A 25,692-nucleotide genomic window follows, 5' to 3' on the forward strand; every position below is an offset into this window, starting at 1 on the left:
CTGAATTCAGGAATCCCTATGTCCGTCGATACTGCCACTGTAAAACGCGTTGCGAATCTTGCCCGCATCGCGGTCACCGAGGATGATGTTTCCCGGATGACCGGCCAATTGAATGCGATCCTTGGTTTCGTGGAACAGTTGAACGAAGTGAATGTCGAAGGCGTGGAGCCGATGACGTCGGTAACCCCCATGGCGATGAAGAAGCGCCAGGACGTTGTCACCGATGGCGACAAGGTTGCAGATATCGTCGCCAATGCCCCGACAACCGAAGAAAATTTCTTTGTTGTGCCAAAAGTCGTGGAGTAATTGAACCATGGCTGTTTCCATTGCGATAGAGACACCCTTGCAGGACGATGTGCGCTCGCTGGTAAGCGATCTCAATGATCACCTTTCGCCGCTTTCACCGCTGGAATTCCAGTTCAAAATGACTGTCGAGCAGATGGCAGATGAAGACACGACTGTTTTTGTAGCTCGCGATGAAACAGGCAAGGCTATCGGCTGCGGCGCACTCAAAGAACATGATGATGGAATTGGTGAGGTGAAACGCATGTTCACCCGGCCCACCGTGCGCGGACAGCGCATTGGTTCTGCTTTGCTCGATGCAATTACGGCGCTGGCCAATGAAAAGGGCATGAATCGCCTCGTTCTGGAGACGGGCACTACACCGGGCTTTGAACCGGCCTGGCGACTTTATGAACGCTCCGGATTTACCCGCTGCGGTGTGCTGCTTGACTATCCGGATTCCGAATATAGTGCATTTTACGAAAAGCGGCTCGCTTTAGCAGTTGCTCAATAAGGACTTTAAGATGAACGATCTTACCGCTCTCACCATTGCAGAGGCGCGCGACCAGCTGAAAGCCAAGGCGATTACCGCCACGGAACTTACTAGCGCCTATCTTCAGGCAATCGAGAACGCAAATGAGGCGCTGAACGCCTATATCGTCACCACGCCTGAGAAGGCGCTGGAAATGGCGAAGGCATCCGATGCACGGCTGGCGGCTGGCAATGGCGGCGCGCTGGAAGGCATTCCACTTGGCATCAAGGATCTATTCGGTACGGAAGGTGTCCATACGCAGGCTGCATCGCATATTCTGGATGGGTTCAAGCCGCATTACGAATCCACTGTAACAGCAAATTTATGGGCTGACGGCGCGGTGATGCTCGGCAAGCTCAACATGGACGAGTTCGCAATGGGCTCTTCCAATGAAAGTTCCTATTACGGGCCAGTGAAAAACCCTTGGCGCGCAAAAGGCTCCAATGTTGATCTCGTTCCGGGTGGATCATCGGGCGGCTCTGCAGCAGCTGTCGCCGCACGGCTTTGCGCAGGAGCGACCGCAACCGATACGGGCGGTTCAATCCGCCAGCCTGCGGCTTTTACCGGCACGGTCGGAATCAAGCCTACCTATGGCCGTTGCTCGCGATGGGGCATTGTCGCGTTTGCATCGTCGCTGGATCAGGCGGGGCCGATTGCACGCGATGTGCGCGATGCCGCGATCCTGTTGAGGTCCATGGCTTCCGTCGATGCCAAGGATACAACCTCGGTCGATATTGCGGTGCCTGACTATGAGGCGGTTATCGGCAAGCCGCTTGCGGGCATAAAGATCGGCATTCCCAAGGAATACCGCGTTGACGGCATGCCGGAAGAGATCGAAAAGCTTTGGCAGCAGGGCATTAGCTGGCTGAAGGATGCAGGGGCAACCATTGTCGATATTTCGCTGCCGCATACGAAATATGCACTGCCGGCCTATTATATTGTTGCGCCTGCCGAGGCATCGTCAAATCTGGCGCGCTATGACGGCGTTCGCTATGGCCTGCGCGTTCCCGGCAAGGACATTGTCGACATGTACGAAAACACTCGCGCCAAGGGATTTGGCGAAGAGGTGAAGCGCCGTATCATGATTGGCACCTATGTGCTTTCGGCTGGCTATTACGATGCCTATTATTTGCAGGCTCAGAAGGTGCGCACGCTGATCAAGAAGGATTTCGAAGACGCCTTCCATGCAGGTGTCGATGCTATCCTTACGCCAGCTACGCCTTCTGCTGCTTTCGGCATCGCTGATCAGGAAATGAATTCCGACCCGGTGAAAATGTATCTCAATGATATTTTCACCGTGACCGTGAACATGGCGGGCTTGCCGGGTATCGCCGTTCCTGCCGGGCTGGACAGCCGCGGACTGCCGCTGGGTCTCCAGCTGATCGGCCGTCCATTCGACGAAGAAACTCTGTTTCAGACCGCTTATGTGATTGAACAGGCGGCAGGCAAGTTCAACGCGCCGAAATGGTGGTAATCAGGCGCGCCACAGAAGCTGACATAACAGCAATCGCTGCTGTCGGCTCCAGCGCTTGGGCATCAAATATCTTTTCGTTTGAACCGGAACTGCCCGGCATGCGCATGCATGTCGAAAAGGCTTTCAGGGAATTCGCACGAAGCTCTTATAATACGGTGCTGGTGGCTCAATTGGAGCAGACGGTGCTTGGCTGGGGCGCTCGGGAAGAAAATAACGACTATATTTCCGATCTTTGGGTGGACCCAGCCGTGCAGGGGCAAGGGGTCGGATCGTCGCTGCTGCGTGAAATGATGGCGGCAATTCGACATGCGGGGTACTTGAAGGCGCGCATCAGCACGCATGCCCGCAATATCGGCGCAATCAGACTCTATCAGCGCGAAGGCTTCAATATTGTCGAACGAGGACCGGAATGGTCTACAAGTCTTGAACGTGAAATCGACAAAGTGCAGATGCTGGCGGAGCTCAAATAGTGTTTTTCGTGCTTTCAAAGGTCTTCTGGTTTTTCGCCCAACCGCTGAACTTCGCTATCATTTTCATGGGATTGACTTTCCTGCTGCTCATCTGGCGCTGGCGGCGTCTGGCAATGGCAACGGCTGCTATCGCATTTCTTGTTCTGGGACTTGGCGCGTGGACGACGCTTGGTGCTTTAATGATCAATCCGTTGGAGGATCGTTTCCAACGCCCAGACGCACTTCCGGCAAAGGTGGATGGCATAATCGTTCTTGGCGGCGGCTTTGAAGGCGGTGTAAATCTGGTGCGCGGCGGCTATGAACTCAATGCCAGTGGCGACCGCTTTGTCGAGGCTGCCATTTTGGCGCGCAAACATCCGGAAGCGAAGGTTGTCGTTACGGGTGGAACAGGCACATTGCTTTTGGATGGCGAAGCCGACGGCGTGACCGCGCCGCGCCTGCTGACAGCTCTTGGCGTAGCACCAGAGCGCCTCATTCTCGAAAGCAAGTCGCGCAACACTTACGAAAATGCACTATTCACAAAGCAGATGGTAGACGCGAAGCCGGGCGAAACCTGGCTGCTCATCACCTCGGCATTCCATATGCCGCGTTCGATCGGCCTGTTTCGCAAAGCGGGGTTTGACGTGGTGCCATGGCCAGCGGATTATCGCGCATCTGGTGCCGAAACCATTCGACTTGCAGAAGACAACCCACAGGATTCATTGCAGAATATGGCGATTGCTGCGCGCGAATGGGCAGGGCTGCTGGCCTATTGGCTGGCTGGTCGAACTGAACAATTATTGCCTGCGCCATGATAAAACAAGTTGACGTTCTCATCATAGGCGCAGGCGCGGCTGGCATGATGTGCGCTATTGAGGCGGGCAAGCGTGGACGTTCCGTGCTGATCATCGATCATGCCGCAACACCAGGCGACAAAATACGCATATCCGGTGGCGGCCGCTGCAACTTCACCAATATTAACGCGGCGCCGCAAAACTACATCAGCAAAAACCCGCATTTCTGTATCTCGGCTTTGCGCCGCTATACGCAGCGCGATTTCCTCGCTCTGGTAAACAGATACAGTATTGCCTGGCACGAAAAGACCCTCGGTCAGCTTTTCTGCGATGGTTCAGCCAAGCAGATCATCGATATGCTGGTAACAGAAATGAGGCAGGCCGGGGTCGAGTTACGGTTGCGCACTACGATCGATTCCATCGTAAGAGAAGATAATAGGTATCTGGTTGATCTGGCCGGAGACAAGGTGAGATGCACGTCACTGGTCGTCGCGTGCGGTGGGAAATCCATTCCGAAAATGGGTGCAACCGGCTTCGGCTATGATATCGCCCGGCAGTTCGGCATGAAAATTACAGACACACGTCCTGCACTGGTTCCGCTTACCTTTGACGAAAACACACTTGCTCCGTTGAAACCGCTATCGGGTATTTCGGTCGATGCAGTGGTAAGCCACGGCAAGACAAAATTTGCAGAGGCAATGCTCTTCACCCATCGCGGATTGAGTGGTCCATCCATATTGCAGATTTCTTCTTATTGGCGGGAAGGCGATACGATCAGCGTCGCCATGTTGCCCGGTGTGAAAGTGTTTGATGCTTTGCGCGCAGCGCGAGTCCGCAATGGCCGACAGGCATTGCAAACAGCCCTAAGTGAGCTTCTGCCGAAGCGTCTGGCGCAGTTGATTGCGGAAAATAGCGGCATTGACCGGCATCTGGCTGACCTGACCGATAAGCAATTGCTGGCGGTCGAAAAAGCGGTGAATGAATGGCAGGTGAAACCTGCAGGTTCGGAGGGCTACCGGACTGCCGAAGTGACACTTGGCGGTGTTGATACGGATGGCCTGGACCAAAAAACCATGGAAGCAAAGTCAGCGAAAGGTCTTTATTTCATAGGTGAGGTTGTCGATGTAACCGGTTGGCTAGGTGGATATAATTTCCAATGGGCATGGTCTTCCGGCTGGGTGTCAGGGCAAGTGGTTTAGGGCAAATCACTCGCGATAAGAACGAATGAGCACAAAGCCTGCTGACATGAGGTTGTCAGTGGATGTGCTATATCGATTCCAGGAGACATGTTCAAACGGGAGGAAATCATGGCCATTTTTGCCAGTTGTCATTGCGGTGCAATCAAGCTCGAAATCAGCGAAGCGCCGGAGTCGGTCACGGTGTGCAATTGCACTTTCTGCACCAAGCGGGGTGCGCTCTGGGCTTATTACACACCCGACCAAGTGACAATTTCGGTGAAGCCGGAAGCCGATGCCATTTATTCCCGCAACGGCATGAACAAGCATCATCATTGCAATGTTTGCGGCTGCGGTACTTTTTCGGAAGTACCCAACTGGGTGGATTTCAAACCGGATTTTGAGAATCCGCGCGTCAGCGTGAATGTCCGGCTCTTCGATGATTTTGATATTGCGTCGTTAAGGGTAGATCATATTGACGGAAGGAATCTCTGGTAAATTATTGCTTCATTGAGAGAATCCTGCTTCCTTGGTCCTATACAGGGAGGTATGGCCATGTGGATCAAACTCACAGACGTTAATGGCGATCACATCACGCTGAATTTCGACCATGTTGTTTCGTTCAATCCCTATGGGACGGGGACTCATATCGTGACAATCACGGAAGGACTTACCTTCTTCGTCAAAGAAACCGCCGAAGACATCCAAAACAAGGTTGGCGTAAAAAGCAGCTAGAGATCTTGTCGATGTTTTGACCAGATCGGCTTTAGCGCAGTTGGCAACTGCTCACCTGCCATCTTGGCATTATGCGGATCGAGATGCTGGGCGATAGTGGCGAGCACATCGCTGACAATGGTCTCGGGCGGGCTGTGATGCGCCGTGAGATTATCATAGACTTCTTTGGCAAGTTGCGCTTCCGACTGCAAAGGAAGCGCAAGAGCGGGCCGCCATCCTTCTAGAAATAGGCCGCGCGGCAAAGGCGGCAGCGCGTCCGCAAATGTCAGTATCTGGTCCGTGTCCATGTGGCGGCGCAAACCATGCATAACGCCGCGCATGCTCGCAAAGCTCTGATTGTGGGTCGAAAACATGGATTTCGCTTTGAGCGCAGCCAACCAATCTTGAAATTGTTTCGAAGCCTGAACGATCTCTTGTGGTTGTGTCATGCGCGGTCTCGCTTTCCTCATGATGTAGAAGCCAATTAAGCGTCATTTTTTGACATTTTTCGGGTCAGGCCACCACCGATAGCAGGCGAAAGCGCGGATGCCGACGTCGCAGGCGTTTTTCTGGGCTTAGCGGAACCTTTTACCTCGGGATCGGTTTATTCAAATACAAGTCAAAATTGGATACAAATAGTGATTTGTTAAATCGGTTTAGTTTCTCTAGAAGTTCACTATGCAACGGAATATAAACTGTATGCCGGTAGAGGATTACTCTCGCTGAGAGTATTTTTAATGGAGGTATCAAAGAATGATAACAATAAATAAAGATACATCGTCAACAATTGGAACAAATGCACTTAAGATTGCACAAGTGGCCAAAGTTAAGCCTGCGCTGGTAAAAGCTGCGGCGAAACTAAGCGAGCCATGTGACAAGCGTACAATTTCCCAGATTTTACGTGACTCAAGCGGCGGCTTCAGCTTCCGCAGGTAATTTTGAAGTTTCATAAACGGCATCGAAGGCTCCCCATGGGAGCCTTTTTATTGTGTGGTTCTGCTCGGTATTATTAGAGCGGAATATTATCGTGCTTCTTCCAGGGATTTTCGAGATCCTTATTGCGCAGCATGCGCAATGCCCGTGAAATCCGCTTACGAGTGGAATGGGGCATAATCACCTCGTCAACATAGCCGCGCTCGGCAGCGACGAACGGTGACAGGAAGCGATCCTCGTAACGCTTGGTGTGCTCGGCGATTTTCTCGGCATCACCAATGTCTTTCCGGTAAATGATCTCGACAGCGCCTTTTGCGCCCATGACGGCAATCTGGGCGGATGGCCAGGCGTAATTGAGGTCGCCGCGCAGATGTTTGGAGGCCATCACATCATAGGCGCCGCCATAGGCCTTGCGGGTAATGAGCGTGATTTTAGGAACCGTTGCTTCCGCATAGGCAAAAAGCAGTTTGGCGCCATGCTTGATAAGCCCGCCATATTCCTGCGCGGTGCCCGGAAGAAAGCCCGGTACATCGACAAAGGTTACGATCGGAATGTTGAAACAGTCGCAGAACCGGACGAACCTCGCGGCTTTGCGCGACGCATCACTATCGAGAACGCCGGCCAGAACCATTGGTTGATTGCCGACTATGCCGACGGTGCGACCTTCGATACGGCCGAAGCCGACCACGATGTTTTTGGCAAAACTTTCCTGAATTTCAAAGAAGTCAGCCTCATCGACAGTTTTGCGAACCAGTTCCTTGATGTCATAGGGCTTGTTCGCGTTATCGGGCACCAGACGATCCAATGAGTAATCCATTTCGTCTGTTGGCTGATAGCATTCGATTTGAGGCAGTTCGGCAGTGTTCGAAGCCGGGAGAAAATCGATCAGACGGCGCATCTGAAGCAGTGCCGCCACGTCATTGTCATAAGCGCCATCGGCGATAGATGATTTGGTCGTGTGGATTGATGCTCCGCCAAGCTGTTCTGACGTCACAGTTTCATTGGTGACGGTTTTCACAACGTCCGGCCCTGTGACGAACATGTATGAAGTGTCGCGGACCATGAAGATGAAATCGGTCATGGCTGGCGAATAAACATCGCCGCCCGCGCAGGGACCCATAATCACCGAGATTTGCGGAATGACGCCGGAGGCCAGTACATTGCGCTGGAAAATTTCCGCATAACCGCCCAGCGCGGCAACGCCTTCTTGAATGCGTGCACCGCCCGCATCGTAAAGCCCGATGACCGGCGCGCGATTGCGCAATGCCATATCCTGGATCTTTTGAACTTTCTCCGCGTGGGCTTCAGAGAGTGAGCCGCCGAACACGGTGAAATCCTTGGCGAAGACAAAGACAGTCCGGCCATTGATGGTGCCCCAGCCGGTAACAACACCGTCGCCTGCAAATTTGGTGTCCTGCATACCAAAATCAGTGGAGCGGTGTTCGACGAATGTGTCAAACTCTTCAAAAGAGCCTTCATCGAGGAAAATATCGATACGTTCACGCGCTGTGAGTTTGCCGCGCTTGTGTTGCGCTTCGATACGGGCCTTTCCGCCACCTTCGCGCGCAAGGGTCCTGCGACGCTCAAGCTCGATAAGCACATCCTTCATAGCGTTCCTCCACATTGACCATTTCTGATAACAGGAGACGTCAAGGCTTGGAAGATGCCGGGGATTGAATTTAGCCGGGTTGCGGTTTTCGCCTGCCCCGAACGACCGGGCAGGCGATGTATTGTGTAGTAGTGCAGATTACCAGGAGCCGGTGTTTGGCATGGATAGCCATGGTTCCTGTGGCGCCAGTGCAGGCCCTTTTTGGATAAGCTCAATCGAGATGCCATCGGGCGAGCGAATGAACGCCATATTGCCATCGCGGGGAGGCCGGTTGATCACCACGCCTTTGTCTGACAAATCCTGACAAGTTTTATAAATGTCATCCACGACATAGGCGAGATGACCGAAATTGCGTCCGCCCGTATATTCTTCAGGATCCCAATTATAGGTCAATTCAAGCTCGGGAGCACGTTCAGCGGCAGAACGGGTTTCATCTTCCGACGCGGCCAGGAAGATCAATGTAAACCGGCCTTTTTCGTTTTCCGTGCGGCGAACTTCTTTCAAGCCGAACTTGTTGCAGTAAAAATCCAGCGATTCATCGATGTCGCGAACGCGAACCATAGTGTGAAGATAACGCATCTTTTGCCTTTGAATTCTTTTCATGGGATTGAAATAGCAACGTCTGCTCGCCAGCAAGGGCAAGTGACTGGCAATATCGATAACACTAATTGCTTACGCAAACAAATCTGTGAGCTAATTTGACGAGACTGATTGAGGATAAACACGGGTTTTGGTTATAGTTTGAAAGAAAACATCAAGATGATGCTTGCTCTCCGCTATCGGACCGGTGTTATTCTTCAACAAGAGAATCAGTGTTTAGTTTATGGAGAGGAGGGGATCGCTTCATGTCAGACAGAACAGTATCGACCCAGATCTCTCATAACGACCAAGGCGCAAGCGACAGTCTTGATCTTGTCGAGATTTCAGGCTCGATAAAATGGTTCGACGTTGCCAAGGGATATGGTTTCATAGTTCCCGACAATTCTGATCTTCCCGACATTTTGCTCCATGTAACCTGCCTGCGCCGCGATGGCTTCCAGACGGCGCTGGAGGGTGCCCGCGTTGTTTGCGAGGTCAAGCAGGGCGAGCGTGGTATGCAGTGCTTCCGCGTAAAGTCGATGGACAATTCGACTGCGGTGCATCCGACCGAGTTACCGCCTGTGCGTACCCATGTCACGGTAACGCCTTCGAGCGGGCTTGAACGGGTTCTCGTCAAGTGGTTCAATCGCACGAAAGGCTTCGGGTTTCTAACGCGGGGCGAGGGTACGGAAGACATTTTCGTTCACATGGAAACGCTGCGTCATTTCGGTCTCACTGAGCTGCGGCCCGGACAGGTCGTCCTTATTCGTTTCGGCAATGGCGAAAAAGGTCTTATGGCTTCGGAAATTCATCCTGATATCGGCACGCAGATGCCGGTCTCCCACTGAAGATCAGTTGATGAATCGTCTGAGATTATCTCTGGCCGCCGTCATATTCTGCTTGATTTCCGCTTTTCCGGTGCTGGCACAGCAGATGCCCATGCATTTGCCCATCGATCCTGTTGCGCTGACCATTAATACGGCCAAGGGCGATGTGCCTTTCACGGTCGAAATCGCCGATAATGAGGAGGAACGTCAGCGCGGATTGATGTTCCGCACGGACCTTAAAGACAATAGCGCGATGCTGTTTGTTTTTGACCAGGCCAGGCTGATCTCCATGTGGATGGAAAATACGCCATCGGCCTTGGATATGCTGTTTCTCGATCATGGCGGGCGCATTACTGCAATTCATCAGAACGCCGTGCCGTTTTCGCGTGATGTGATTTCGTCCGGCGGTCCGGTGAAATTTGTTGTTGAGGTAAAGGCTGGAACCGTGCAGCGTCTCGGTTTAAGAGTTGGCGATAAGGTGTGGCATCCCGCAATTGCAGCCAAATAACGGACGGAAAAATGCAATTCTTTGAAAATGACGGCTTAAAACTTGCCTATATTGATGAAGGCGAGGGCGAACCGATCCTGCTTATTCACGGCTTTGCATCGTCGTCATTATACAACTGGATTCAGCCGGGCTGGATTTCCACTTTGACCGCATCGGGATACCGGACAATTGCTATCGACAATCGTGGTCACGGCAATTCCGATAAGCCACATGACAAGTCAGTTTACACACCAACCCGCATGGCTGGGGATGCTGCGGCGCTGCTCGATCATCTCGGTATAAAGTCGGCTCATGTCATGGGTTACTCCATGGGTGCACGCATTAGTGCTTTTCTTGCCCTTAAGCATCCGGATCGCGTGCATGATCTGGTGTTTGGCGGCCTTGGTATTGGCATGGTCGAAGGTGCCGGGGACTGGTCGCCGATAGCCGAGGCTCTTCTGGCAGACGACCCTGATGCAATTACTCATCCACGCGGCAAAATGTTCAGGATGTTTGCCGACAAGACCAAGAGCGATAAGATCGCGCTGGCTGCGTGCGTTATCACCTCCAAGGAAGAGATTAGCGCAGAAAACATGGCGCGCATCAAGCAGCCAACGCTTGTAGCTGTCGGCACCAAGGATGACATTGGCGGCAGCGCGCAAAAGCTTGCAGAGCTGATGCCCCAAGGTGAAGCAATCGACATTCCGAACCGTGACCATATGCTGGCAGTAGGCGACAAGGTCTTTAAAGAGGCGGTGCTGGAGTTTCTGAAGCGTAATCCCATTACTGTGTGATTTGCGATCCGGAAACGCTTCATTCCTTGCGAAAAAGCACAGTTTAACTTACCCATGGCGATGCTGGCATTGATCAGCATCAGGCAGATGAATGGTATCTTCAAAATTTCTTGCGCTTGCGGCACTGGATTTTGAGGTGTCAAGAAACCACTTTTGCCGTATAATCCGTTGCAGAGTATAAAATTCGGCTGAATGCCTGGAGCTAGAAAATGTCAGCAAGCCTTCCTATAAAGATGACTGGATCGATCAAACAGATCGACCCGATCTGGCATGCGATCCGGGCCGAGGCAGAAGAGGTCGTGCGCAATGAACCGCTGCTTGCGACATTTCTTTACACTACCATCCTGAACCATCAGTCGCTGGAACAGGCGGTTATACATCGTATTTCCCAGCGCCTTGACCACCCGGATGTGGAGTCTGAACTGCTGCGCCAGACGTTTACAGCCATGCTTGACGCCAATCCTTCCTGGTCGCAGATTTTACGCGTCGACATACAGGCTGTTTATGACCGCGATCCGGCATGCACGCGGTTTATGGAGCCCATCCTTTATTTCAAGGGGTTTCAGGCTATCCAGACCCATCGTCTTGCGCACTGGTTGTGGCATGAGGGTCGTCATGATTTTGCGCTTTATTTGCAAAGCCGCTCATCTTCAGTTTTCCAGACAGATATTCATCCCGCAGTTCCCATGGGGCAGGGCGTGTTTTTCGACCATGCAACGGGCATCGTTGTGGGCATGACGGCTGTTATTGAAGACAATGTTTCAATCCTGCAGGGTGTTACCCTTGGCGGCACGGGAAAAGAGACCGGCGACCGTCATCCGAAAATTCGTAATGGCGTGCTGATTGGCGCAGGAGCCAATATTCTTGGCAATATCGAAATTGGTCATTGCTCAAAGGTGGCATCCGGTTCGGTCGTTCTGAAGCCTGTCCCGCATAATGTGACCGTGGCTGGTGTGCCTGCCCGTATTGTCGGGGAAGCAGGCTGCTCGGAGCCTTCGCGCGCCATGGATCAGCTCGTTACCAACTTCGAATAAGCCTGGTTCTTACCACTAACGATTGCAGTCAACCCTTTACAGGGCGCCATGCCACATGGCAAACCGCTCTGACTCGACGAATAAGACAGGAGATTTTAGGTGAAACCCGAAGAACTGAAAAAACTCGACAGCTACTTCAAGCGGACATTCCGCAACACGGAATTGGTAGTGAAGGCTCGCCCGCGGAAAGATGATTCCGCAGAACTTTATCTGGGCGACGAGTTCCTCGGTCTGATCTACAAGGATGAAGACGAAGGCGAATTGTCTTATAATTTCTCCATGGCAATCCTGGAAATGGACCTTTAGCCCATTCTTACTATGTTGAGTGGTGCTCGAGCATCACTCAACACTTTTGATGTGGCCACGCGCAAATTCTGCAATCTTTTTGTCCAGAAGCGGCCAATCCTCAAGCATTTCTCTCGGAAACCGATAGGTCAGCTGCAAATCACCGCCGACGAAAATATCGCTTTGGCAGGATGCAAGATTATCGCGGGATGACGGTTCATCAAGACAACGCGCAACAAATGAAGGTTTCGCACCGTGATCCGGTGCAACGAGAAGCTCCTCATTGATGAAGCCGCTATCGCCCCTGAAGCGTTGGAGCGTTAAACCGGCAGGACCGGCAGCGCCGGGCCCTTCGGTCAGTGGAAGATAGACGGGACCATAACGCCCCGGCATATCCTGCGATCCCTGCCTTGCCTCAAATGTCAGGAAGATCAATTTCTTGTCTGGTCCCGCGCCATTGAAATCATTTTTAAATTCTGCGGCGTACCCCTGCATTTCCGGCCAGTGCAGATAAAGGTCAACGCGCTCGGCTATGCCATCGCGCCGCTGCCTATCAAACCGGATCATATTTGCGGGAATCTCGAGCACGTCATTGCCAATGACGATTTGCTGCGCAGAACGATCTTCCGTATGGCCGCCAAGGGAAATTATGTGTCCAAGGAAAAAGCCGGCAAGAGCCAGACATAGGGACAAGAAGCCAAGTGCGACCACGCCATAGAAGACCTTTCGCAAGAGAAAGCTTGCCGAAATTGCCTCTATTTTCTCTGTGGTCGCCTGCATGATGTGGCCCGAAGGTTTCCTTCGGCGCATTCTAACTGCTCATGTGCTGATTTATGGTTAATTGAGTATCAATGAACCGCGTGATTCTGGAGGACGCCAAATGCCGATTTATACGCTTAACGGCCAAGCACCGCAGTTTGAGCACCGAAAGTCAAACTGGATAGCGCCTGATGCGACGATTATCGGCAAAGTTTTTCTAGGTGAAAATGCCGGGATCTGGTTCGGCGCTGTATTGCGCGGGGATAACGAGCTCATTCACATTGGTCGCAATACGAATGTGCAGGAACACACGATCATGCACACCGATCTGGGATATCCGCTGACAATCGGCGACGGATGCACCATCGGGCATCGCGCCATGCTGCATGGCTGTACTATTGGGGAAAATACCCTGATCGGTATTGGAGCGATTATTCTCAATGGTGCAAAAATCGGCCAGAATTCTCTGGTGGGTGCGGGGGCTTTGGTCACCGAGCGCAAGGAATTTCCGGATAATTCCCTGATCGTGGGATCACCGGCCAAGGTGGTCCGTACGCTGGACGAGGCAGCGGTAGAACAGTTGAAGCTTTCTGCCGCTCACTATGTCGAAAACGGGAAGCGTTTCATGAGCGGTCTGGAGATTGCTTAACAAGCCGGTGTAAATACACCGGCCAATTGGATCTGGACTCATTGCTCGATACTGCCGACCAGCACCTGGCGATCATCATTGATTGAAACCCATGCGCCGGTGTTCTTCGTTGATTGGCGCTTGAGGTAATCATAGTTCGTTTCATTCCATGGCTTGATACGGGCTTCGAGATTATCAAGAATGTAATCGCCCTGGCCGGTGCGCACGGTCAATACGGCGTGACCTTCGCCGTTCATCTGCCGAACGACGGTGATCAATAGATCGCTGAGCGGAATGCCGCCTTCATTCAGCAGCTTGCGCTTCAGGAGAACATAATCCTCGCAGTCTCCAACTGTTGTCGGATAGGACCAGACTTCTGCTTTACCCCAGATATCCATGTCCGTCTCTGGGCGAACCTGCGCGTTTACCTGACTGTTGACCAGAACCAGCAAATTCCATGTCTTTGATGTCAGGCTAAGCGGCGTATCATTGCTACTCTTGACGCTGCATTCGCCGCGATATGTCTGGCAGAATTCATAATGACCAATCGGCTGCGAGGTGCGACCGCCGGTCTTCATGATCATTGCCGAAGTGCCTGCCTCAGCATAGGCGGCGATGCACATTAAAAGGAATGCAGCGCCAAATAGGATTGTCTTTTTTATCATTACCGTCGTCTCCCCGGTTGAGGCGACAATGGCAGACAGAGTTTGATTGAGCGGAAACGATGGCGAGTAAATCTGATCGAATTAGGTAGTAAAAAATAAAGGAATTAGGCAATTACGATGTATTAATGTTTATTATTATTTGGTTTAACAAAGTATAGATTTAAGTAAGTTGCAGAATATTAGAATTAAGCATCGGTTTAAATAAATATGTCATTATTTCCATTGGCTTAACGCGCTCCATACAGATGCCAGACAAATGCCGTTCTCTCGCAGCAATCGCGCCAAAAATATTTCTGCCGTGTGAAGAAAAACTAAGTCAGAGAAAAACTGGCTTTAACTCTCAAAGGCCGCATCAATGGCGTCGCGGCTTTGCACCGAGGCAAACTCGATTGCCACGCCTTCGTCAAAATGCCGGGCAACACGGCCCCTCATGGTGCCGAGAATGACCTGGCTGTTCAGGGCAGGGCGCATGCGCAGTTCCACCGCTGCACCCGATATGGATAGATCAACAATACGGCAGGGATATTGCCGACCATCGGCCATGGATAGCGTGGTGATTGGGTTGCGCGGTGCGATACGCTGATGCCGGCGATCTTCAGGCGTATCCAGTTCATGTTTGTTTGCAAGCCATGTCAGCTGCGCCGCTATCTTGTTTTTCTTGCGGTCAGAAACGATGAGCGACAGGAGAAAGCCCCCACTAACCAGCTTTTCGACAGTTCCTTCGACACGGCCAATATGGTCTATATAAGCGATAATGCGCTCGCCATTATTGGCCATGATATCTGTGCCGATGACAACATTGCCAGGCGACATTTCGCTGATCTGGCAAACATGTTCCGTGCGGTCTTCGAGCATAAAACGCCCATAGAGCTGCACTTTAACGCTATAATACCTTGTCGGAGCGGTAGGGTTTGGACTTGAGCCATCGTGGGTAGGTTGCATAGTCACGTCCAACTGGCAGAATTCGTTTAGCCTTGATGACAAGCTATTCCATGATTCTTAATGTGGCGGTAATGGTTTCGCGCGCGTTTTAAGTGGTCGCGAGGATTTTCCGCCATCGAGCAATTGCAGGCGGTCAGTATTTTGCCCGATAATTGTATGAATAGCGCCTTTCGGGTTTGGCGATGATCGCGATCCGCCAGCATACTGGCTCCGACTTGTATCCAGCGTCGTGATTGATCTTATGCGGCTTTCGACGATAGAGTCTGACTCTAGCCAGAACGGCTGTCCCAAGGCGACAATCATTCCGATCAGAAATTGTTCATGCACTTCATTGGCAAGCGGCAAGAGGATGAATTCAAACAGCGCGGTGCGCTGGCGTGCGCTTATGCCTTCGGCGTTTATAGCGACGGGGCTTTTTCGGGTTATCGAATTGACAAGCAAACGCGAGATACTGCGGCGATCTCGTGCCTGCCAAAGCAATTCGAAAGCTGAATCTTTCAATTCGCGGCCGTGAATTGAGCAAATCCGGGTGCCCGCAAGCCGGAACTTTGCTTCGGTATCCTGACTGGCCTGCAAAATGAATATATCGGCCAATTGGCGGGGGATGGCAGCAGGCGCTATCTCGCTGCGTTCGGGCGCAGCGCGTGTGCCACGCAACTGCTCCCAATAAGCGATAAGCTCGTTTGATCTTCCGTGCTGCATAAATTTGTCTGTTTGTCTGATCGGATGTCCACGGACTGTGTCACCGACGGCAGGGTAACGCCACGTTTCATGTGTCCATGTCCACCGTGGCGGGCTGTTAGGGTTAACAAGTGGTTTACGTTGAGGTGTCGCAACGAATGTGAGACAAGGGTTTACGAGATTTCATACCTGACCTTAAATTTAAGGCCGTCCGTAACCGGGCGGCCTTCTTTCTGTTTATGCATCGGATTATTCGAAAACCGGGATTCCACTTGCCGGCTTGATACTATAGCTTGCCGGGACCGAAACGAGGCCGATACAGAATGACCGAACCAGACATAGCGCGGGACAAACCATCAGGCGGAGAGCCGATGTTCAACATTCCGGGTATTATCCTCGCAGCTATCGGCATCTGCATCGCAGTATTTCTCTACCAGACCTATATTCTTGACGATGGACAGGCTGTCGAGTTTCTTTGGTACTATGCCTTTATTCCTGCACGCTTTGCGCAAATGGGCGGCCAGGGCGACGTGTGGACATGGTTTACGACGATCTCCTATTCATTCATGCATGGAAGCGTGGCTCATATCGCATTAAACATGATCTGGCTGGCAGCATTCGGATCCCCGCTTGCGGCGCGCATTGGCCCGGTGCGTTTGACACTTTTTTGGATCGCGACATCCATCGCCGCCGCATTGACGCATTATGCTATTTACCCTGATAGCATGGCTCCCCTGGTAGGCGCGTCCGGTGCAGTGTCCGGCATGATGGGCGCTGCAGCGCGTTTTGGATTTCGTCGCTCAACATCGCGCAACTCGGCAGCCTTTGTTGGTGACATATTGCCGATTGCCGTTGCACTGCGCATGCGCACAGTGCTGACGTTTCTTGGAGTCTGGTTTGTCACCAATATTGCGGCCGGGCTTTTATCATTGGGAGTAGAGGAATCTGCGTCGATCGCCTGGGAGGCGCATATAGGCGGATTTGTGGTCGGTTTCTTCGGAATATCGCTGTTTGACCGGCACCGCGCCTGATAAGTGCAATCAATTTTTGAATGCAAAAGATGTTTTATAATCAATAGATTGGATTGCGTTTATCAAATCGATCTGAGCCAAGTGTTCTTGTGTAAAGATAACTATGGAGGCGACATGCGCAATTGCAATGCACTTGCAATGGGTGCAACATATAAGCACGATGAGTTAGGTTGCTAAAAGCATCGGGGGAGATGCAGCAATCAAACATGTAAGGAGGATGCGCATGACAGTCAGATCGATTCTTGAACGCAAGGGCTATGACGTTTTCAGCATTACGCCTGATGTGTCGCTAGCGGATGCAATTACGGTTTTGGCCAAGCACAAAATCGGCGCACTTGTCGTTTGCGATCAGAACAAGGCTATCAAAGGTATCTTGTCCGAACGCGATGTGGTTCGCGCCATATCGGCCGACGGTGCCGATGCTCTATGGAAGCCGATTTCAGAAACAATGACCATAAAGGTCAAGGTCTGCAACGAAAGTCATACGATTAATCAGGTCATGGAAACGATGACGCAAGGCCGTTTCCGCCATTTGCCGGTTGAAAAGGATGGCCAACTTTATGGCATCGTATCGATCGGCGACGTTGTTAAGCTGCGGATCGAGGAAGTGGAACGCGAGTCACAAGAGATTCGGAGCTATATCGCGACGGCTTAGTTCTAGATTTATCGACGTAGTGAGGTTCATTTTGCTGCAATGAAGCCGACCTAATACCGTAATGGTTCATTACGGGGATTAGGCTTGAATTGGAAAAGACGGCAAAGATAATCTTTATCCACGGGGCATCAAGCAGCGGGAAGTCTACTCTTGCGCGAGTCCTTCAGGCACAACTGCCAGAACCATTCTGGCATGTTTCTATTGATCATCTCCGTGATTCCGGGATGTTGCCTCTGGACCGTTTTCGGAACGGCGACTTCAATTGGAGGGAGAATCGCACCAAATTCTTTGACGGATTTCATCGTTCGCTCGTGGCTTATGCTTCAGCAGGCAATAATATTTTGCTTGAACATATTCTCGAGGAAGATTGGTGGGTCACCAATCTGGCCCAGCTTTTCAAACCGTTCGATGTTTTCTTCGTCGGGCTTCATTGCGATCTTGATGAACTCGTAAAAAGGGAAACATTGCGAGCAGATCGGCCGATGGGAAGCGCTGCCGATGATTATCATCGGATTCATGTTGGTCAGAGATATGATTTGGAGCTGCCTGCAGGGCAGACTACGCAGGAATACGCGAACCAAGTACTGTCAACGTGGGCCAATCGACGGATGCCGTCTGTTTTTCAGCAGTTGCTGGAATAGAAATTGTTCAGCCTGTGGAAATTTTTAAGCAAGGCCTACGTTTAGCGCGATGCTACTGTATTGATTGACATCATTTCCGCGAGTGATGCTGATACTAGAAAACAAGCTTTTGCATGCGCTCAAGCTCGCCGAGGCGGGTCATGGTCTCTTCATATCCGCTTCGGATCGCTTCATCAGCGCGATGGAATTCAGCAAGACCGATTTTGCCAACTTTTGGCAATAATGCGATATCCGGCGGATCGCCCGCCATGCGAGCGCGTGAAATCCGGTCCTGAATGATATTGAACGATTCCATCATCACACCTGTAATGCCCAGGCGCTTGGAATAAGCAGGGCGCCGCAAGCCGGAATTTTCAATATCGCCAGTTTGCGGATGAGGTGCCTCGGCGCTATGTTTTATGACCGCTGCACGGCCAAACTGATCGTAATGCAGGTTAACCGCGACGACCAGTGGCTGCTCATAGGAGCGGCAGACGGCGACGGGCACAGGGTTGACCAGAGCGCCATCTACAAGGATGCGGCCATTGCACTCGACAGGCTCAAATACGCCGGGCAGGGCGTAGGATGCACGCATCGAGGTGATGAGGCTGCCACGCGTCAGCCAGATTTCATGACCCGTATTGATTTCTGTACACACCGCGATGAACCGCTTGGGCAGGTCTTCGATGGATAATTCTTCGAGATGGTCACGCAATCGGCGGTCCAGCTTCATACCGCCGAACAACCCATTTCCACCAAATCGCAGATCAAGCAGACTGAAAATGCCACGCTTGGTAAGGCTTCGGGCAAATTCCTCAAGCTGGTCGAGCTTGCCGCCGAGATAGCAGCCGCCAACGAGCGCGCCAATCGAAGTGCCGGCGATCATCGATATTTCTATGCCCGCTTCATCGAGAGCACGAAGCACGCCAATATGCGCCCAACCACGAGCAGCTCCGCCTCCCAGAGCAAGTGCTATGGGTGTTTTGCTTTGAACGGGCCTTTCAGGTGCTGCGATCTTCTCATCAGTGGCATTGCTGATGCCGATAGATTCCGCCGCACGTGTCCGGCGCGATGCCCATTCGAGCATGGCATGAACTCCTAGAGTCGTGGACTTTCATTCAATTTCGATTGTGGTAACCAAAAGCTGAATATTGCGTGAATAACAATTCTTAGCTGACCAATGAAACCTGACTACAAACGCAGAAAACGGCAGATGCGAGGCATTACGCCATCTAAAACTTCATGACCAGCGACGGCTTTCCGTCATGCGCAACGATGTTGCGATAAAAACATGACCTGCGGCCGGTGTGGCATGTCGGCCCGTCTCCTGCGACTCGAACCTTCAGCCAGAGGGCATCCTGATCGCAATCTGTGCCGAGCTCGACAACGCTTTGCAGATTGCCGGAGGTTTCCCCCTTCTTCCACAGTGATTGCCGCGACCGTGACCAATAGTGAGCAATGCCGGTCTCGATGGTCAATTGTAGAGCTTCGGCATTCATATGCGCGACCATGAGAAGTTCACCGTCCCTGGCATCGGTAACAACAGCGGTTATCAACCCCGCAGCGTCAAACCGCGGGGTGAAAACATTGCCTTCTTCAACGTCATGATTATGCGCTGCAGGACGAGGAAAAGACGTTTCTGCCATTTTGTCCTCAACGACCTCGGACCATGGTCATGAAACGAACCTGATCATTGACCTCGTCCTTGAACGATCCGGTAAATGTCGTCGTGGTTGTTAAGGAGCCCGATTTGCGGATACCGCGCATGGCCATGCACATATGCTCGGCCTCGATCATGACGGCAACACCGCGCGGACGCAGGGAACTTTGTATCGCGCTGGCAATCTGGGCAGTCATGCTTTCCTGCGTTTGCAAGCGATGCGCGAAAATATCGACAACGCGCGCAATTTTCGAAAGTCCGACAACTTTTTCACCATCAGGCAAATAGGCGACATGGGCCTTGCCGATGATCGGAACCATGTGGTGCTCGCAGTGTGAAAAGAAAGGAATGTCCTGAATGAGGACCATATCCTCATAGCCAGCTATTTCTTCAAAGGTCCGCCCCAGCACATCAGCAGGATCGAGTGCATAGCCGGAGAAGAGTTCCTTGTATGATTTGACGACGCGTTCAGGCGTGTCGAGCAGGCCCTCGCGGTCAGGATTATCGCCAGCCCAAAGAAGCAGGGTGCGTACCGCTGCTTCTGCTTCTTCCTGAGTTGGTCGGCGAATATTATTTTGCTTTGCAGTTATAGGCTGCAAGTTTTTCACTACCGCATCCATCGCGATCTCCCGTAGTCGCCCTCAAAGGAGCGACGAGTTAAACGGCAATACACGATAATCGTTCCTCGCGGGAACGGACGGTGTATTGAAGCATGAGCGGATCAATCATCCACCCCGTAGGCATACATGCCATCGCAAAATTAATCTACGCGACTTTATGAGGGCCTGCTCGCATACTATATAGGTAGTCTATAGGAAATTCATAGAGCATCAACGGCGAGTTGTGACGCCTTTGAGATGAACACTGTGTCAAGAGTGGCAAATCATGATCAATGACGTTTACAATACGCGAATTCTGGAATTTGCCGGCAATATTCAACGGCTTGGCCGTTTGGACGCTCCCGATGCGTCTGCAAAGGCGCATTCCAAGCTGTGCGGTTCCACTGTCATCGTCGATCTCAAGGTCGAAAATGGCGTAGTTTCCGATTTTGCTCACGATGTGAAAGCATGCGCGCTCGGTCAGGCTTCGTCTTCAATCATGGCCCGTCATGTGATCGGCGCAACGCCCGAAGAACTTCGCGCATTACGCCTGACGATGTTGCGCATGTTGAAAGAAAATGGTCCACCCCCGGAAGGTCGCTTTGAAGATTTGAAATTTCTGGAACCTGTCCGCGATTATAAAGCCAGGCACAACTCCACAATGCTGACCTTCGATGCAGTTGTGGATTGTCTTGATCAGATCGATAGAAAAAACGCTGAAGCCGCAGCCTGACGGGATGTGCAATGATCCCGCGCATAAGCATCCGGTAAAATATTCCCGCAATTGGGGCGGTCCATGGCGCAAGACACCGGGACGCCTGATCGGAACCGGGCTGGTTCGCTTTTATCAACTCACCCTGTCTGGATTCATCGGGAATTCCTGTCGGCATTTGCCGACCTGCTCGGAATATGCCTATGAGGCAATTGCGCGTCATGGATTTTGGGCGGGCGGGTGGATGGGATTGTTCAGGTTTGCCCGTTGCGGGCCGGGCGGCACCAGCGGGTTGGACCCGGTGCCCGTAGCGCTTGATAAGCGTTTCGTCTGGTACCTGCCTTGGCGCTATTGGCGTATCGCTGCAAAAGAAAAAGGCCGCTCATGAGCGGCCTTTTGTTTATTCAGCCTTTCAGGCCGCTTCCGGCTTGCGCGGGAAGGGCGTGACATTGGCTGTGTCATCATCAAGCTTCAGACCGCCAGCCTTCAGCAGTGAGGTAAAGCGGCCATTCTGACGGGCCAGATCATCAAAGCTGCCGGATTCAACAACTTCACCCTGATCCATGAACAGTACGAGGTCAGCGTCACGGACGGTCGACAGACGGTGCGCAATGATGAACGTTGTACGGTTCTGGCAAAGCTTGTCGACCGCAACTTTAACTCGGGCTTCTGTCTCAACGTCCAGAGCACTCGTTGCCTCATCTAATACGAGGATGGGAGCATCCTTCAGGATCGCACGGGCGATAGCCACACGCTGGCGCTCACCGCCGGACAATTGCGAGCCACGTTCGCCGACAACAGTGTTATAGCCTGCAGACTTCGAAAGGATGAAGTCGCTTGCATCGGCAGCTTCCGCAGCGGCAAAGACATCTTCATCAGAAGCTTTGGGGCGACCAACGCGGATATTGTCCTCAATCGTGCGGTTGAACATGCCAGCATCCTGGAACACTGTCGCAATGGCATTACGCAACGAGCGGCGGCTGATTGTCTTCGTGTCGATATCGTCGACAAGAATACGGCCTTCCTTGGGATCATAAACCCTCTGCAACAGATTGATCAGCGTTGTCTTGCCGGCACCTGTCGGTCCAACAATGGCAACAGTCTCACCAGCCTTTGCCTTGAAGCTTACATTCTTCAAGCCCTGCGTAGAGTTCGGAAATTCAAACGAGACATTTTCGAATTCCACATCACCGGTTACATTGTCGATATCGTGCACAGTCTTCGGCTCGACTGCATAGGCAGCAGATTCTTCCATTGCATAGAAGTCTTCAAGCTTGGCACGAGCCGCGAAAATCTGGTTCACGAAGGCACTCAACTGGTCGAGACGGCCGATCAGCAAACCGGCAAAACCTGTGAACGCAACAACCTGACCTACATTCATCTCGTCACGCATGACGAAATAAGAACCAAGCAGCAAAACTATGATCATGGAAATTGTTGAGGCCATGCGGTTGATACCAGCGGCGAGAGCCCACCAGTTCAAAACCGGATACTGGGAATCCAGCAGGTTCTTTGTATAGGTCTGCAACGCCCGTGTTTCTTCTTCAACACGGTTGTAGCTTTGCAATACCGAGATGTTGCTCATGGAGTCACTGACATGGCTGAAAGCTGTGATGTGATGACGTTCCACCTGAGCCTGACCATCCTTGGTCTTGCTGGTAACGACACGGACAACCATCATATAGACCACGCCGAGCACAACGAGCACTGAGGTCAAACGCCAATCCTGGCTGAGAGCAAGCGGGAACAGCAGCACCAGGCCAACGGCAGTTGCCAGATGGGTGCGCATGAATTCGAGCCACAGGCCGAACAGAGTTTCGATTGCGCGCAGCAATGTATGCAGCGCGTTTGATGTGCCGCGCTGATGATGCCATGCGAGCGGCATGCTGATCACGCGATTGTAGGATTCAGTTAGTACGGCGAGCTTGCGACGATGGGCCAGCCTGTCGGCTTCACGAGAAACCAGAACATTGGCACCAATATGAAACAAGCCCACAGCAGCCAACTGGCTAAGCGGGGGAATGATGGCGGTTTTTGTTGCGATAGCCTGAATCACCCGGCCAGCAAGCCATGGTTCTACGATCATGCTTGCAGCGAGTGCAATATTGGCGATGCATATAAACATGGTCGCGCGCTTTTCGGCGCCGAGATATTGGAGGGATCTCCAATAGATGTTTAATAATGACACTTTGCCACTCCGATTGCTTGGTCCGCCACTAACGCGTAGAAATGACACTGCATCAGACTCTTGTGCACCGCAATATTCAATGCTCTAAAGTCTTGATCGTTCCCTGTCGTAAGTGGGAACATTTTTCTACGGCTCGTAACGTCCCGTGATGAGTCAACTTACTGAGATCGCAAATTAATCCAGCCGAACTGAATGTAACATGAACGCAATTTTACTGGTCGCATCTGGAGGAGCCATTGGCTCGGTTCTGCGATATCTCACCGGTCTGGCAATGACACGTCTATTTGGTACCGCGTTTCCCTATGGCACGTTGGTGGTCAATGTGGTTGGCGGGCTGATCATGGGCCTGTTTATCGAACTGCTAACGCGGCGATTTGAGGGTTCGGAAGAGCTTCGCCTGTTCGTTGCGGTTGGCATACTGGGCGGCTTCACAACCTTTTCGTCGTTTTCGCTCGATGTTGTTATGCTTTGGCAGCGCGGCGAGACGGCAAGCGCCGCTTTTTACGTGCTAATAAGCGTCGTATTGAGCATTTGCGCAGTGTTTTTAGGATTATGGCTCGCAAGAACCGTCGCATAGTGCTAAGCGCTGCCGCAAGACCTATGTAATTCCATAAATAATCATTCGATGCGATTTCCGCGTTTCATACGCTTGAGGACACGCCGAATCTAAAGGTCTGCGATTAAAAGGCTTGAGCTGATGGCAGCGGTAGAACAAAAAACAGTCGATACGGGTGAGGCGGAAATGCGCCTCGACCGTTGGTTCAAAGTACATTATCCGGGCCTCGGTTTCGGGCATTTGCAAAAATTGCTGCGTTCCGGCCAGATAAGAATTGATGGGTCGCGCGCCAAATCCGATACGCGGCTTCAGGCAGGACAGACGGTCCGTATCCCGCCGCTGCCCGTAGATTCCAAAGCTGAAGGCCATCTGACAGGCAAAAGCATACGCGGCCGCGATGATGGCGATGTTCTAAAGCAGATGCTGCTTTATGAAGATCCGAAAGTCTATGTTTTCAACAAACCTGCGGGTCTAGCCGTTCAGGGTGGTTCGGGCGTTAACCGCCACGTGGACGATATGCTGGAAGCATGGCGCAACAAAAGAGGTGAAAAGCCTCGGCTTGTGCACCGGCTTGACCGCGATACTTCGGGTGTGCTGGTCGTTGCCCGCACGCGCGGTGCCGCGCAGGCATTGACCGCTGCATTTCGCGAGCGTGAAACCAAGAAAACCTATTGGGCTCTGGTCAAGGGTATTCCACGCAAGCGGGAAGACAAAATCGCCACCTGGCTAGCCAAGGAAGCAACGGAAGATGGCGACCGAATGCGCGTTGTCCCTCATGGCGAGCCGGATTCCGATCATGCGATTTCCTACTACCGGGTTATTGAATCTGCAGGGCAGGTGCTGACCTGGCTTGAAATGGAGCCTTACACCGGGCGCACGCACCAGCTTCGCGTTCACGCAGCCCATATTGGTTGCCCGATCATCGGTGATCCGAAATATTTCGAAGCCGATACAAACTGGTCATTTCCGGGCGGCATCCAAAATCGCCTGCATCTTCATGCAAGGCGCATTCGCATACCAAATCCATCCGGTGGTATCATTGATGTTACAGCACCTCTGCCACCACATATGGTCCAGACATGGAACCTCTTGGGTCTGGACGAAAATGATGCAGACGAAGACAATTGAGAGGGATAACCTCTCAGGCGTAGAAATGGACTTTAACAATGCGCGATGAACTTTTCAGCATGGATGCAAAACAGGAGCTTTCCGATCCGGACCCTGTTCGCCGTGCGCAAATAACCTCAAAACTGCCTCTGCCAAAGCGATTCTACAAAGAGGCCGCTGTTGCAGAGCGCGATGGCGGATTTTCAGTGGAGCTGGATGGGCGTGTGGTTAAAACCCCCGCCCGGCAAAATCTGGTTCTGCCAACACGTGCCGCAGCACAACTCATCGCTGACGAATTTACCGCACAGGAGAAGGAAATCGATCCGGCGCAGATGCCCGCAACACGACTGGCCAACACAGCAATTGACGGTATCATCAATGATCCACAGGCGGTGCTGGAAGATGTTTTGCGTTTTGCCTCGTCGGATATGCTTTGCTATCGCGCCGGTTCTCCGCAACGTCTGGTCCAACGCCAGACTGAGTCCTGGGATCCGATTATCGACTGGGCGGCGGCTGTGCTTAATGCGCGTTTTATCTTGGCCGAAGGTGTGATCCATGTGGAGCAGCCACGCGAAGCGCTTGGCGCTTTTGGTGTTCACCTTGGAGCTTTTACCGATCCCTTTGCGATTGCGGCGCTCCATACGATCACAACCCTAACGGGTTCGGCCATTTTGGCGCTAGCGGTAGCCAAAGGTGAAATCTCCGGCGACGAGGCTTGGGAACTTGCCCATCTGGAGGAGGACTGGACATCAGAGCAGTGGGGCGAAGATGCCGAAGCCGCTATTCGCCGTGATATACGTAAGCGTGAAATGCAGGCCGCCGTGCAAATGTTGCAAGCGGTTTCGGTATAGGCATTTTGCCCGATTTGACTCAATAAAAAACCCCGGCGCGAGCCGGGGTTTTTCGTAGGCAGAGGTCGCT

Annotated in this window: 34 protein-coding genes; 22 read left to right on the plus strand and 12 right to left on the minus strand. The window is 52.2% G+C overall.

The genetic code is table 11. From position 1 onward, the window contains the following. Nucleotides 1-18: 18 nt before the first annotated feature. The 8 genes from gatC to AC6CHM_RS02620 all read left to right on the plus strand — a co-directional run bounded on the left by gatC (nt 19) and on the right by AC6CHM_RS02620 (nt 5,441). Entirely contained in the window at nt 19-306 is a 288-nt protein-coding gene (gene gatC, locus AC6CHM_RS02585; RefSeq protein ID WP_115053185.1) for an Asp-tRNA(Asn)/Glu-tRNA(Gln) amidotransferase subunit GatC, read from the plus strand. Between the two features lie 7 nt (nt 307-313). Then, on the plus strand, nt 314-796 hold the full coding sequence (locus AC6CHM_RS02590; RefSeq protein WP_115053184.1) for a GNAT family N-acetyltransferase: 483 nt from the start codon (nt 314-316) through the stop codon (nt 794-796). Between the two features lie 10 nt (nt 797-806). Then, nucleotides 807-2,288: an Asp-tRNA(Asn)/Glu-tRNA(Gln) amidotransferase subunit GatA gene (gene gatA, locus AC6CHM_RS02595; RefSeq protein WP_498171882.1), complete on the plus strand. Its 1,482-nt coding sequence runs from the start codon at nt 807-809 to the stop codon at nt 2,286-2,288. Continuing rightward, the gene (locus AC6CHM_RS02600) at nt 2,279-2,758 is read left to right on the plus strand and encodes a GNAT family N-acetyltransferase (protein WP_498171884.1); all 480 of its coding nucleotides are present in this window, start codon (nt 2,279-2,281) and stop codon (nt 2,756-2,758) included. Before gatA ends, AC6CHM_RS02600 begins: the two co-directional genes overlap by 10 nt. Then, nucleotides 2,758-3,552 (plus strand): YdcF family protein, encoded by a 795-nt coding sequence (locus AC6CHM_RS02605; protein WP_498171886.1) that lies wholly within the window; start codon nt 2,758-2,760, stop codon nt 3,550-3,552. Before AC6CHM_RS02600 ends, AC6CHM_RS02605 begins: the two co-directional genes overlap by 1 nt. Then, nucleotides 3,552-4,730 (plus strand): BaiN/RdsA family NAD(P)/FAD-dependent oxidoreductase, encoded by a 1,179-nt coding sequence (locus tag AC6CHM_RS02610; protein WP_498172638.1) that lies wholly within the window; start codon nt 3,552-3,554, stop codon nt 4,728-4,730. Before AC6CHM_RS02605 ends, AC6CHM_RS02610 begins: the two co-directional genes overlap by 1 nt. A 108-nt stretch (nt 4,731-4,838) precedes the next feature. Then, nucleotides 4,839-5,204: a GFA family protein gene (locus AC6CHM_RS02615; RefSeq protein ID WP_336440177.1), complete on the plus strand. Its 366-nt coding sequence runs from the start codon at nt 4,839-4,841 to the stop codon at nt 5,202-5,204. A gap of 57 nt (nt 5,205-5,261) precedes the next feature. Continuing rightward, on the plus strand, nt 5,262-5,441 hold the full coding sequence (locus AC6CHM_RS02620; protein ID WP_115053179.1) for a flagellar FlbD family protein: 180 nt from the start codon (nt 5,262-5,264) through the stop codon (nt 5,439-5,441). Here the strand turns inward: AC6CHM_RS02620 and AC6CHM_RS02625 are convergent. The 4 genes from AC6CHM_RS02625 to gloA form a co-directional block, all read right to left on the minus strand. Further along, nucleotides 5,438-5,869 carry a DUF2267 domain-containing protein gene (locus tag AC6CHM_RS02625; RefSeq protein ID WP_307284748.1) on the minus strand — a complete coding sequence of 144 codons (432 nt, stop codon included), beginning with the start codon at nt 5,867-5,869 and terminating at the stop codon, nt 5,438-5,440. The two genes, AC6CHM_RS02620 and AC6CHM_RS02625, sit on opposite strands and share 4 nt — an antisense overlap. A gap of 297 nt (nt 5,870-6,166) precedes the next feature. Further along, nucleotides 6,167-6,379, minus strand: coding sequence for a hypothetical protein (locus tag AC6CHM_RS02630; RefSeq protein ID WP_307284753.1), 213 nt, complete (start codon nt 6,377-6,379; stop codon nt 6,167-6,169). A gap of 50 nt (nt 6,380-6,429) precedes the next feature. Next, nucleotides 6,430-7,962, minus strand: a complete 1,533-nt coding sequence (locus tag AC6CHM_RS02635) for an acyl-CoA carboxylase subunit beta (protein WP_115053176.1) — start codon at nt 7,960-7,962, stop codon at nt 6,430-6,432. 138 nt (nt 7,963-8,100) lie between these two features. Then, complete coding sequence (gene gloA, locus AC6CHM_RS02640) at nt 8,101-8,541, minus strand: lactoylglutathione lyase (RefSeq protein WP_115053175.1); 441 nt, start codon at nt 8,539-8,541, stop codon at nt 8,101-8,103. A gap of 266 nt (nt 8,542-8,807) precedes the next feature. Here gloA and AC6CHM_RS02645 point away from each other — a divergent pair, with 266 nt between their 5' ends. The 5 genes from AC6CHM_RS02645 to AC6CHM_RS02665 all read left to right on the plus strand — a co-directional run bounded on the left by AC6CHM_RS02645 (nt 8,808) and on the right by AC6CHM_RS02665 (nt 11,989). Beyond that, nucleotides 8,808-9,389, plus strand: a complete 582-nt coding sequence (locus AC6CHM_RS02645) for a cold-shock protein (protein ID WP_115053174.1) — start codon at nt 8,808-8,810, stop codon at nt 9,387-9,389. A gap of 10 nt (nt 9,390-9,399) precedes the next feature. Then, entirely contained in the window at nt 9,400-9,876 is a 477-nt protein-coding gene (locus AC6CHM_RS02650) for a DUF192 domain-containing protein (protein ID WP_498171890.1), read from the plus strand. 11 nt (nt 9,877-9,887) lie between these two features. After that, nucleotides 9,888-10,649 (plus strand): alpha/beta fold hydrolase, encoded by a 762-nt coding sequence (locus tag AC6CHM_RS02655; protein WP_435530128.1) that lies wholly within the window; start codon nt 9,888-9,890, stop codon nt 10,647-10,649. Nucleotides 10,650-10,858: 209 nt separating this feature from the next. Then, entirely contained in the window at nt 10,859-11,683 is an 825-nt protein-coding gene (gene cysE / locus AC6CHM_RS02660) for a serine O-acetyltransferase (RefSeq protein WP_115053171.1), read from the plus strand. A 99-nt stretch (nt 11,684-11,782) separates the two neighbouring features. Next, nucleotides 11,783-11,989, plus strand: a complete 207-nt coding sequence (locus AC6CHM_RS02665) for a DUF3126 family protein (RefSeq protein ID WP_008122972.1) — start codon at nt 11,783-11,785, stop codon at nt 11,987-11,989. A 33-nt stretch (nt 11,990-12,022) separates the two neighbouring features. Here AC6CHM_RS02665 and AC6CHM_RS02670 read toward each other — a convergent pair whose 3' ends face one another. Beyond that, nucleotides 12,023-12,778 carry a hypothetical protein gene (locus tag AC6CHM_RS02670; protein ID WP_498171892.1) on the minus strand — a complete coding sequence of 252 codons (756 nt, stop codon included), beginning with the start codon at nt 12,776-12,778 and terminating at the stop codon, nt 12,023-12,025. 70 nt (nt 12,779-12,848) lie between these two features. On the opposite strand from AC6CHM_RS02670, the gene AC6CHM_RS02675 reads away from it, so the two are divergent. Beyond that, nucleotides 12,849-13,376, plus strand: coding sequence for a gamma carbonic anhydrase family protein (locus AC6CHM_RS02675; RefSeq protein WP_498171893.1), 528 nt, complete (start codon nt 12,849-12,851; stop codon nt 13,374-13,376). Nucleotides 13,377-13,414: 38 nt separating this feature from the next. Here the strand turns inward: AC6CHM_RS02675 and AC6CHM_RS02680 are convergent, their stop codons facing one another. The 3 genes from AC6CHM_RS02680 to AC6CHM_RS02690 form a co-directional block, all read right to left on the minus strand. Continuing rightward, nucleotides 13,415-14,020 carry a transglutaminase-like cysteine peptidase gene (locus tag AC6CHM_RS02680; protein ID WP_115053169.1) on the minus strand — a complete coding sequence of 202 codons (606 nt, stop codon included), beginning with the start codon at nt 14,018-14,020 and terminating at the stop codon, nt 13,415-13,417. Nucleotides 14,021-14,353: 333 nt separating this feature from the next. Then, on the minus strand, nt 14,354-14,962 hold the full coding sequence (locus AC6CHM_RS02685; RefSeq protein ID WP_498171895.1) for a PilZ domain-containing protein: 609 nt from the start codon (nt 14,960-14,962) through the stop codon (nt 14,354-14,356). A 57-nt stretch (nt 14,963-15,019) separates the two neighbouring features. After that, the gene (locus AC6CHM_RS02690) at nt 15,020-15,664 is read right to left on the minus strand and encodes a PAS domain-containing protein (RefSeq protein WP_498171896.1); all 645 of its coding nucleotides are present in this window, start codon (nt 15,662-15,664) and stop codon (nt 15,020-15,022) included. 302 nt (nt 15,665-15,966) lie between these two features. Between AC6CHM_RS02690 and AC6CHM_RS02695 the strand changes: the two genes are divergently transcribed. The 3 genes from AC6CHM_RS02695 to AC6CHM_RS02705 all read left to right on the plus strand — a co-directional run bounded on the left by AC6CHM_RS02695 (nt 15,967) and on the right by AC6CHM_RS02705 (nt 17,970). Next, nucleotides 15,967-16,674: a rhomboid family intramembrane serine protease gene (locus AC6CHM_RS02695; protein WP_336440170.1), complete on the plus strand. Its 708-nt coding sequence runs from the start codon at nt 15,967-15,969 to the stop codon at nt 16,672-16,674. A 223-nt stretch (nt 16,675-16,897) separates the two neighbouring features. Next, nucleotides 16,898-17,329: a CBS domain-containing protein gene (locus tag AC6CHM_RS02700; protein WP_307284786.1), complete on the plus strand. Its 432-nt coding sequence runs from the start codon at nt 16,898-16,900 to the stop codon at nt 17,327-17,329. Nucleotides 17,330-17,418: 89 nt separating this feature from the next. Then, complete coding sequence (locus AC6CHM_RS02705) at nt 17,419-17,970, plus strand: chloramphenicol phosphotransferase CPT family protein (RefSeq protein WP_498171897.1); 552 nt, start codon at nt 17,419-17,421, stop codon at nt 17,968-17,970. Nucleotides 17,971-18,064: 94 nt separating this feature from the next. On the opposite strand, the gene AC6CHM_RS02710 is transcribed toward AC6CHM_RS02705, so the two are convergent. From AC6CHM_RS02710 to folE, 3 genes are all read right to left on the minus strand, one after another. Beyond that, complete coding sequence (locus AC6CHM_RS02710) at nt 18,065-19,036, minus strand: patatin family protein (RefSeq protein WP_115053163.1); 972 nt, start codon at nt 19,034-19,036, stop codon at nt 18,065-18,067. A gap of 145 nt (nt 19,037-19,181) precedes the next feature. After that, the gene (gene hisI / locus AC6CHM_RS02715; RefSeq protein ID WP_115053162.1) at nt 19,182-19,595 is read right to left on the minus strand and encodes a phosphoribosyl-AMP cyclohydrolase; all 414 of its coding nucleotides are present in this window, start codon (nt 19,593-19,595) and stop codon (nt 19,182-19,184) included. Between the two features lie 7 nt (nt 19,596-19,602). After that, the gene (gene folE, locus AC6CHM_RS02720; protein WP_115053161.1) at nt 19,603-20,229 is read right to left on the minus strand and encodes a GTP cyclohydrolase I FolE; all 627 of its coding nucleotides are present in this window, start codon (nt 20,227-20,229) and stop codon (nt 19,603-19,605) included. Nucleotides 20,230-20,494: 265 nt separating this feature from the next. Here folE and AC6CHM_RS02725 point away from each other — a divergent pair, with 265 nt between their 5' ends. Both AC6CHM_RS02725 and yidD read left to right on the plus strand, forming a co-directional pair. Beyond that, the gene (locus tag AC6CHM_RS02725; protein WP_307284793.1) at nt 20,495-20,941 is read left to right on the plus strand and encodes an iron-sulfur cluster assembly scaffold protein; all 447 of its coding nucleotides are present in this window, start codon (nt 20,495-20,497) and stop codon (nt 20,939-20,941) included. A 4-nt stretch (nt 20,942-20,945) separates the two neighbouring features. Next, nucleotides 20,946-21,308: a membrane protein insertion efficiency factor YidD gene (gene yidD, locus AC6CHM_RS02730; RefSeq protein WP_354343613.1), complete on the plus strand. Its 363-nt coding sequence runs from the start codon at nt 20,946-20,948 to the stop codon at nt 21,306-21,308. Nucleotides 21,309-21,332: 24 nt separating this feature from the next. On the opposite strand, the gene AC6CHM_RS02735 is transcribed toward yidD, so the two are convergent. Next, nucleotides 21,333-23,108, minus strand: coding sequence for a glucan ABC transporter ATP-binding protein/ permease (locus AC6CHM_RS02735; protein ID WP_115053158.1), 1,776 nt, complete (start codon nt 23,106-23,108; stop codon nt 21,333-21,335). Nucleotides 23,109-23,307: 199 nt separating this feature from the next. Between AC6CHM_RS02735 and crcB the strand changes: the two genes are divergently transcribed. The 3 genes from crcB to AC6CHM_RS02750 all read left to right on the plus strand — a co-directional run bounded on the left by crcB (nt 23,308) and on the right by AC6CHM_RS02750 (nt 25,622). Continuing rightward, nucleotides 23,308-23,685: a fluoride efflux transporter CrcB gene (gene crcB / locus AC6CHM_RS02740; RefSeq protein WP_115053157.1), complete on the plus strand. Its 378-nt coding sequence runs from the start codon at nt 23,308-23,310 to the stop codon at nt 23,683-23,685. A 120-nt stretch (nt 23,686-23,805) separates the two neighbouring features. Further along, entirely contained in the window at nt 23,806-24,792 is a 987-nt protein-coding gene (locus AC6CHM_RS02745; RefSeq protein ID WP_115053156.1) for an RluA family pseudouridine synthase, read from the plus strand. A gap of 38 nt (nt 24,793-24,830) precedes the next feature. Further along, nucleotides 24,831-25,622 (plus strand): ATP12 family chaperone protein, encoded by a 792-nt coding sequence (locus AC6CHM_RS02750; RefSeq protein ID WP_498171901.1) that lies wholly within the window; start codon nt 24,831-24,833, stop codon nt 25,620-25,622. Nucleotides 25,623-25,692 lie beyond the last annotated feature (70 nt).

The sequence above is a fragment of the Phyllobacterium sp. GQ127 genome (assembly GCF_059758635.1).

Coding starts and splice junctions, on each gene's coding strand:
- gloA (WP_115053175.1), bottom strand. CDS start 8,541: ATGCGTTATCTTCACACTATGGTTCGCGTTCGCGACATCGATGAATCG.
- AC6CHM_RS02725 (WP_307284793.1), top strand. CDS start 20,495: ATGATCAATGACGTTTACAATACGCGAATTCTGGAATTTGCCGGCAAT.
- AC6CHM_RS02680 (WP_115053169.1), bottom strand. CDS start 14,020: ATGATAAAAAAGACAATCCTATTTGGCGCTGCATTCCTTTTAATGTGC.
- AC6CHM_RS02695 (WP_336440170.1), top strand. CDS start 15,967: ATGACCGAACCAGACATAGCGCGGGACAAACCATCAGGCGGAGAGCCG.
- AC6CHM_RS02630 (WP_307284753.1), bottom strand. CDS start 6,379: ATGCCGTTTATGAAACTTCAAAATTACCTGCGGAAGCTGAAGCCGCCG.
- AC6CHM_RS02625 (WP_307284748.1), bottom strand. CDS start 5,869: ATGACACAACCACAAGAGATCGTTCAGGCTTCGAAACAATTTCAAGAT.
- AC6CHM_RS02750 (WP_498171901.1), top strand. CDS start 24,831: ATGCGCGATGAACTTTTCAGCATGGATGCAAAACAGGAGCTTTCCGAT.
- AC6CHM_RS02600 (WP_498171884.1), top strand. CDS start 2,279: ATGGTGGTAATCAGGCGCGCCACAGAAGCTGACATAACAGCAATCGCT.
- AC6CHM_RS02620 (WP_115053179.1), top strand. CDS start 5,262: ATGTGGATCAAACTCACAGACGTTAATGGCGATCACATCACGCTGAAT.
- cysE (WP_115053171.1), top strand. CDS start 10,859: ATGTCAGCAAGCCTTCCTATAAAGATGACTGGATCGATCAAACAGATC.
- gatA (WP_498171882.1), top strand. CDS start 807: ATGAACGATCTTACCGCTCTCACCATTGCAGAGGCGCGCGACCAGCTG.
- crcB (WP_115053157.1), top strand. CDS start 23,308: ATGAACGCAATTTTACTGGTCGCATCTGGAGGAGCCATTGGCTCGGTT.
- AC6CHM_RS02645 (WP_115053174.1), top strand. CDS start 8,808: ATGTCAGACAGAACAGTATCGACCCAGATCTCTCATAACGACCAAGGC.
- AC6CHM_RS02635 (WP_115053176.1), bottom strand. CDS start 7,962: ATGAAGGATGTGCTTATCGAGCTTGAGCGTCGCAGGACCCTTGCGCGC.
- AC6CHM_RS02655 (WP_435530128.1), top strand. CDS start 9,888: ATGCAATTCTTTGAAAATGACGGCTTAAAACTTGCCTATATTGATGAA.
- AC6CHM_RS02710 (WP_115053163.1), bottom strand. CDS start 19,036: ATGCTCGAATGGGCATCGCGCCGGACACGTGCGGCGGAATCTATCGGC.
- AC6CHM_RS02590 (WP_115053184.1), top strand. CDS start 314: ATGGCTGTTTCCATTGCGATAGAGACACCCTTGCAGGACGATGTGCGC.
- gatC (WP_115053185.1), top strand. CDS start 19: ATGTCCGTCGATACTGCCACTGTAAAACGCGTTGCGAATCTTGCCCGC.
- AC6CHM_RS02685 (WP_498171895.1), bottom strand. CDS start 14,962: ATGCAACCTACCCACGATGGCTCAAGTCCAAACCCTACCGCTCCGACA.
- AC6CHM_RS02690 (WP_498171896.1), bottom strand. CDS start 15,664: ATGCAGCACGGAAGATCAAACGAGCTTATCGCTTATTGGGAGCAGTTG.
- AC6CHM_RS02700 (WP_307284786.1), top strand. CDS start 16,898: ATGACAGTCAGATCGATTCTTGAACGCAAGGGCTATGACGTTTTCAGC.
- AC6CHM_RS02745 (WP_115053156.1), top strand. CDS start 23,806: ATGGCAGCGGTAGAACAAAAAACAGTCGATACGGGTGAGGCGGAAATG.
- AC6CHM_RS02650 (WP_498171890.1), top strand. CDS start 9,400: ATGAATCGTCTGAGATTATCTCTGGCCGCCGTCATATTCTGCTTGATT.
- AC6CHM_RS02615 (WP_336440177.1), top strand. CDS start 4,839: ATGGCCATTTTTGCCAGTTGTCATTGCGGTGCAATCAAGCTCGAAATC.
- AC6CHM_RS02675 (WP_498171893.1), top strand. CDS start 12,849: ATGCCGATTTATACGCTTAACGGCCAAGCACCGCAGTTTGAGCACCGA.
- yidD (WP_354343613.1), top strand. CDS start 20,946: ATGTGCAATGATCCCGCGCATAAGCATCCGGTAAAATATTCCCGCAAT.
- hisI (WP_115053162.1), bottom strand. CDS start 19,595: ATGGCAGAAACGTCTTTTCCTCGTCCTGCAGCGCATAATCATGACGTT.
- folE (WP_115053161.1), bottom strand. CDS start 20,229: ATGGATGCGGTAGTGAAAAACTTGCAGCCTATAACTGCAAAGCAAAAT.
- AC6CHM_RS02670 (WP_498171892.1), bottom strand. CDS start 12,778: ATGCGCCGAAGGAAACCTTCGGGCCACATCATGCAGGCGACCACAGAG.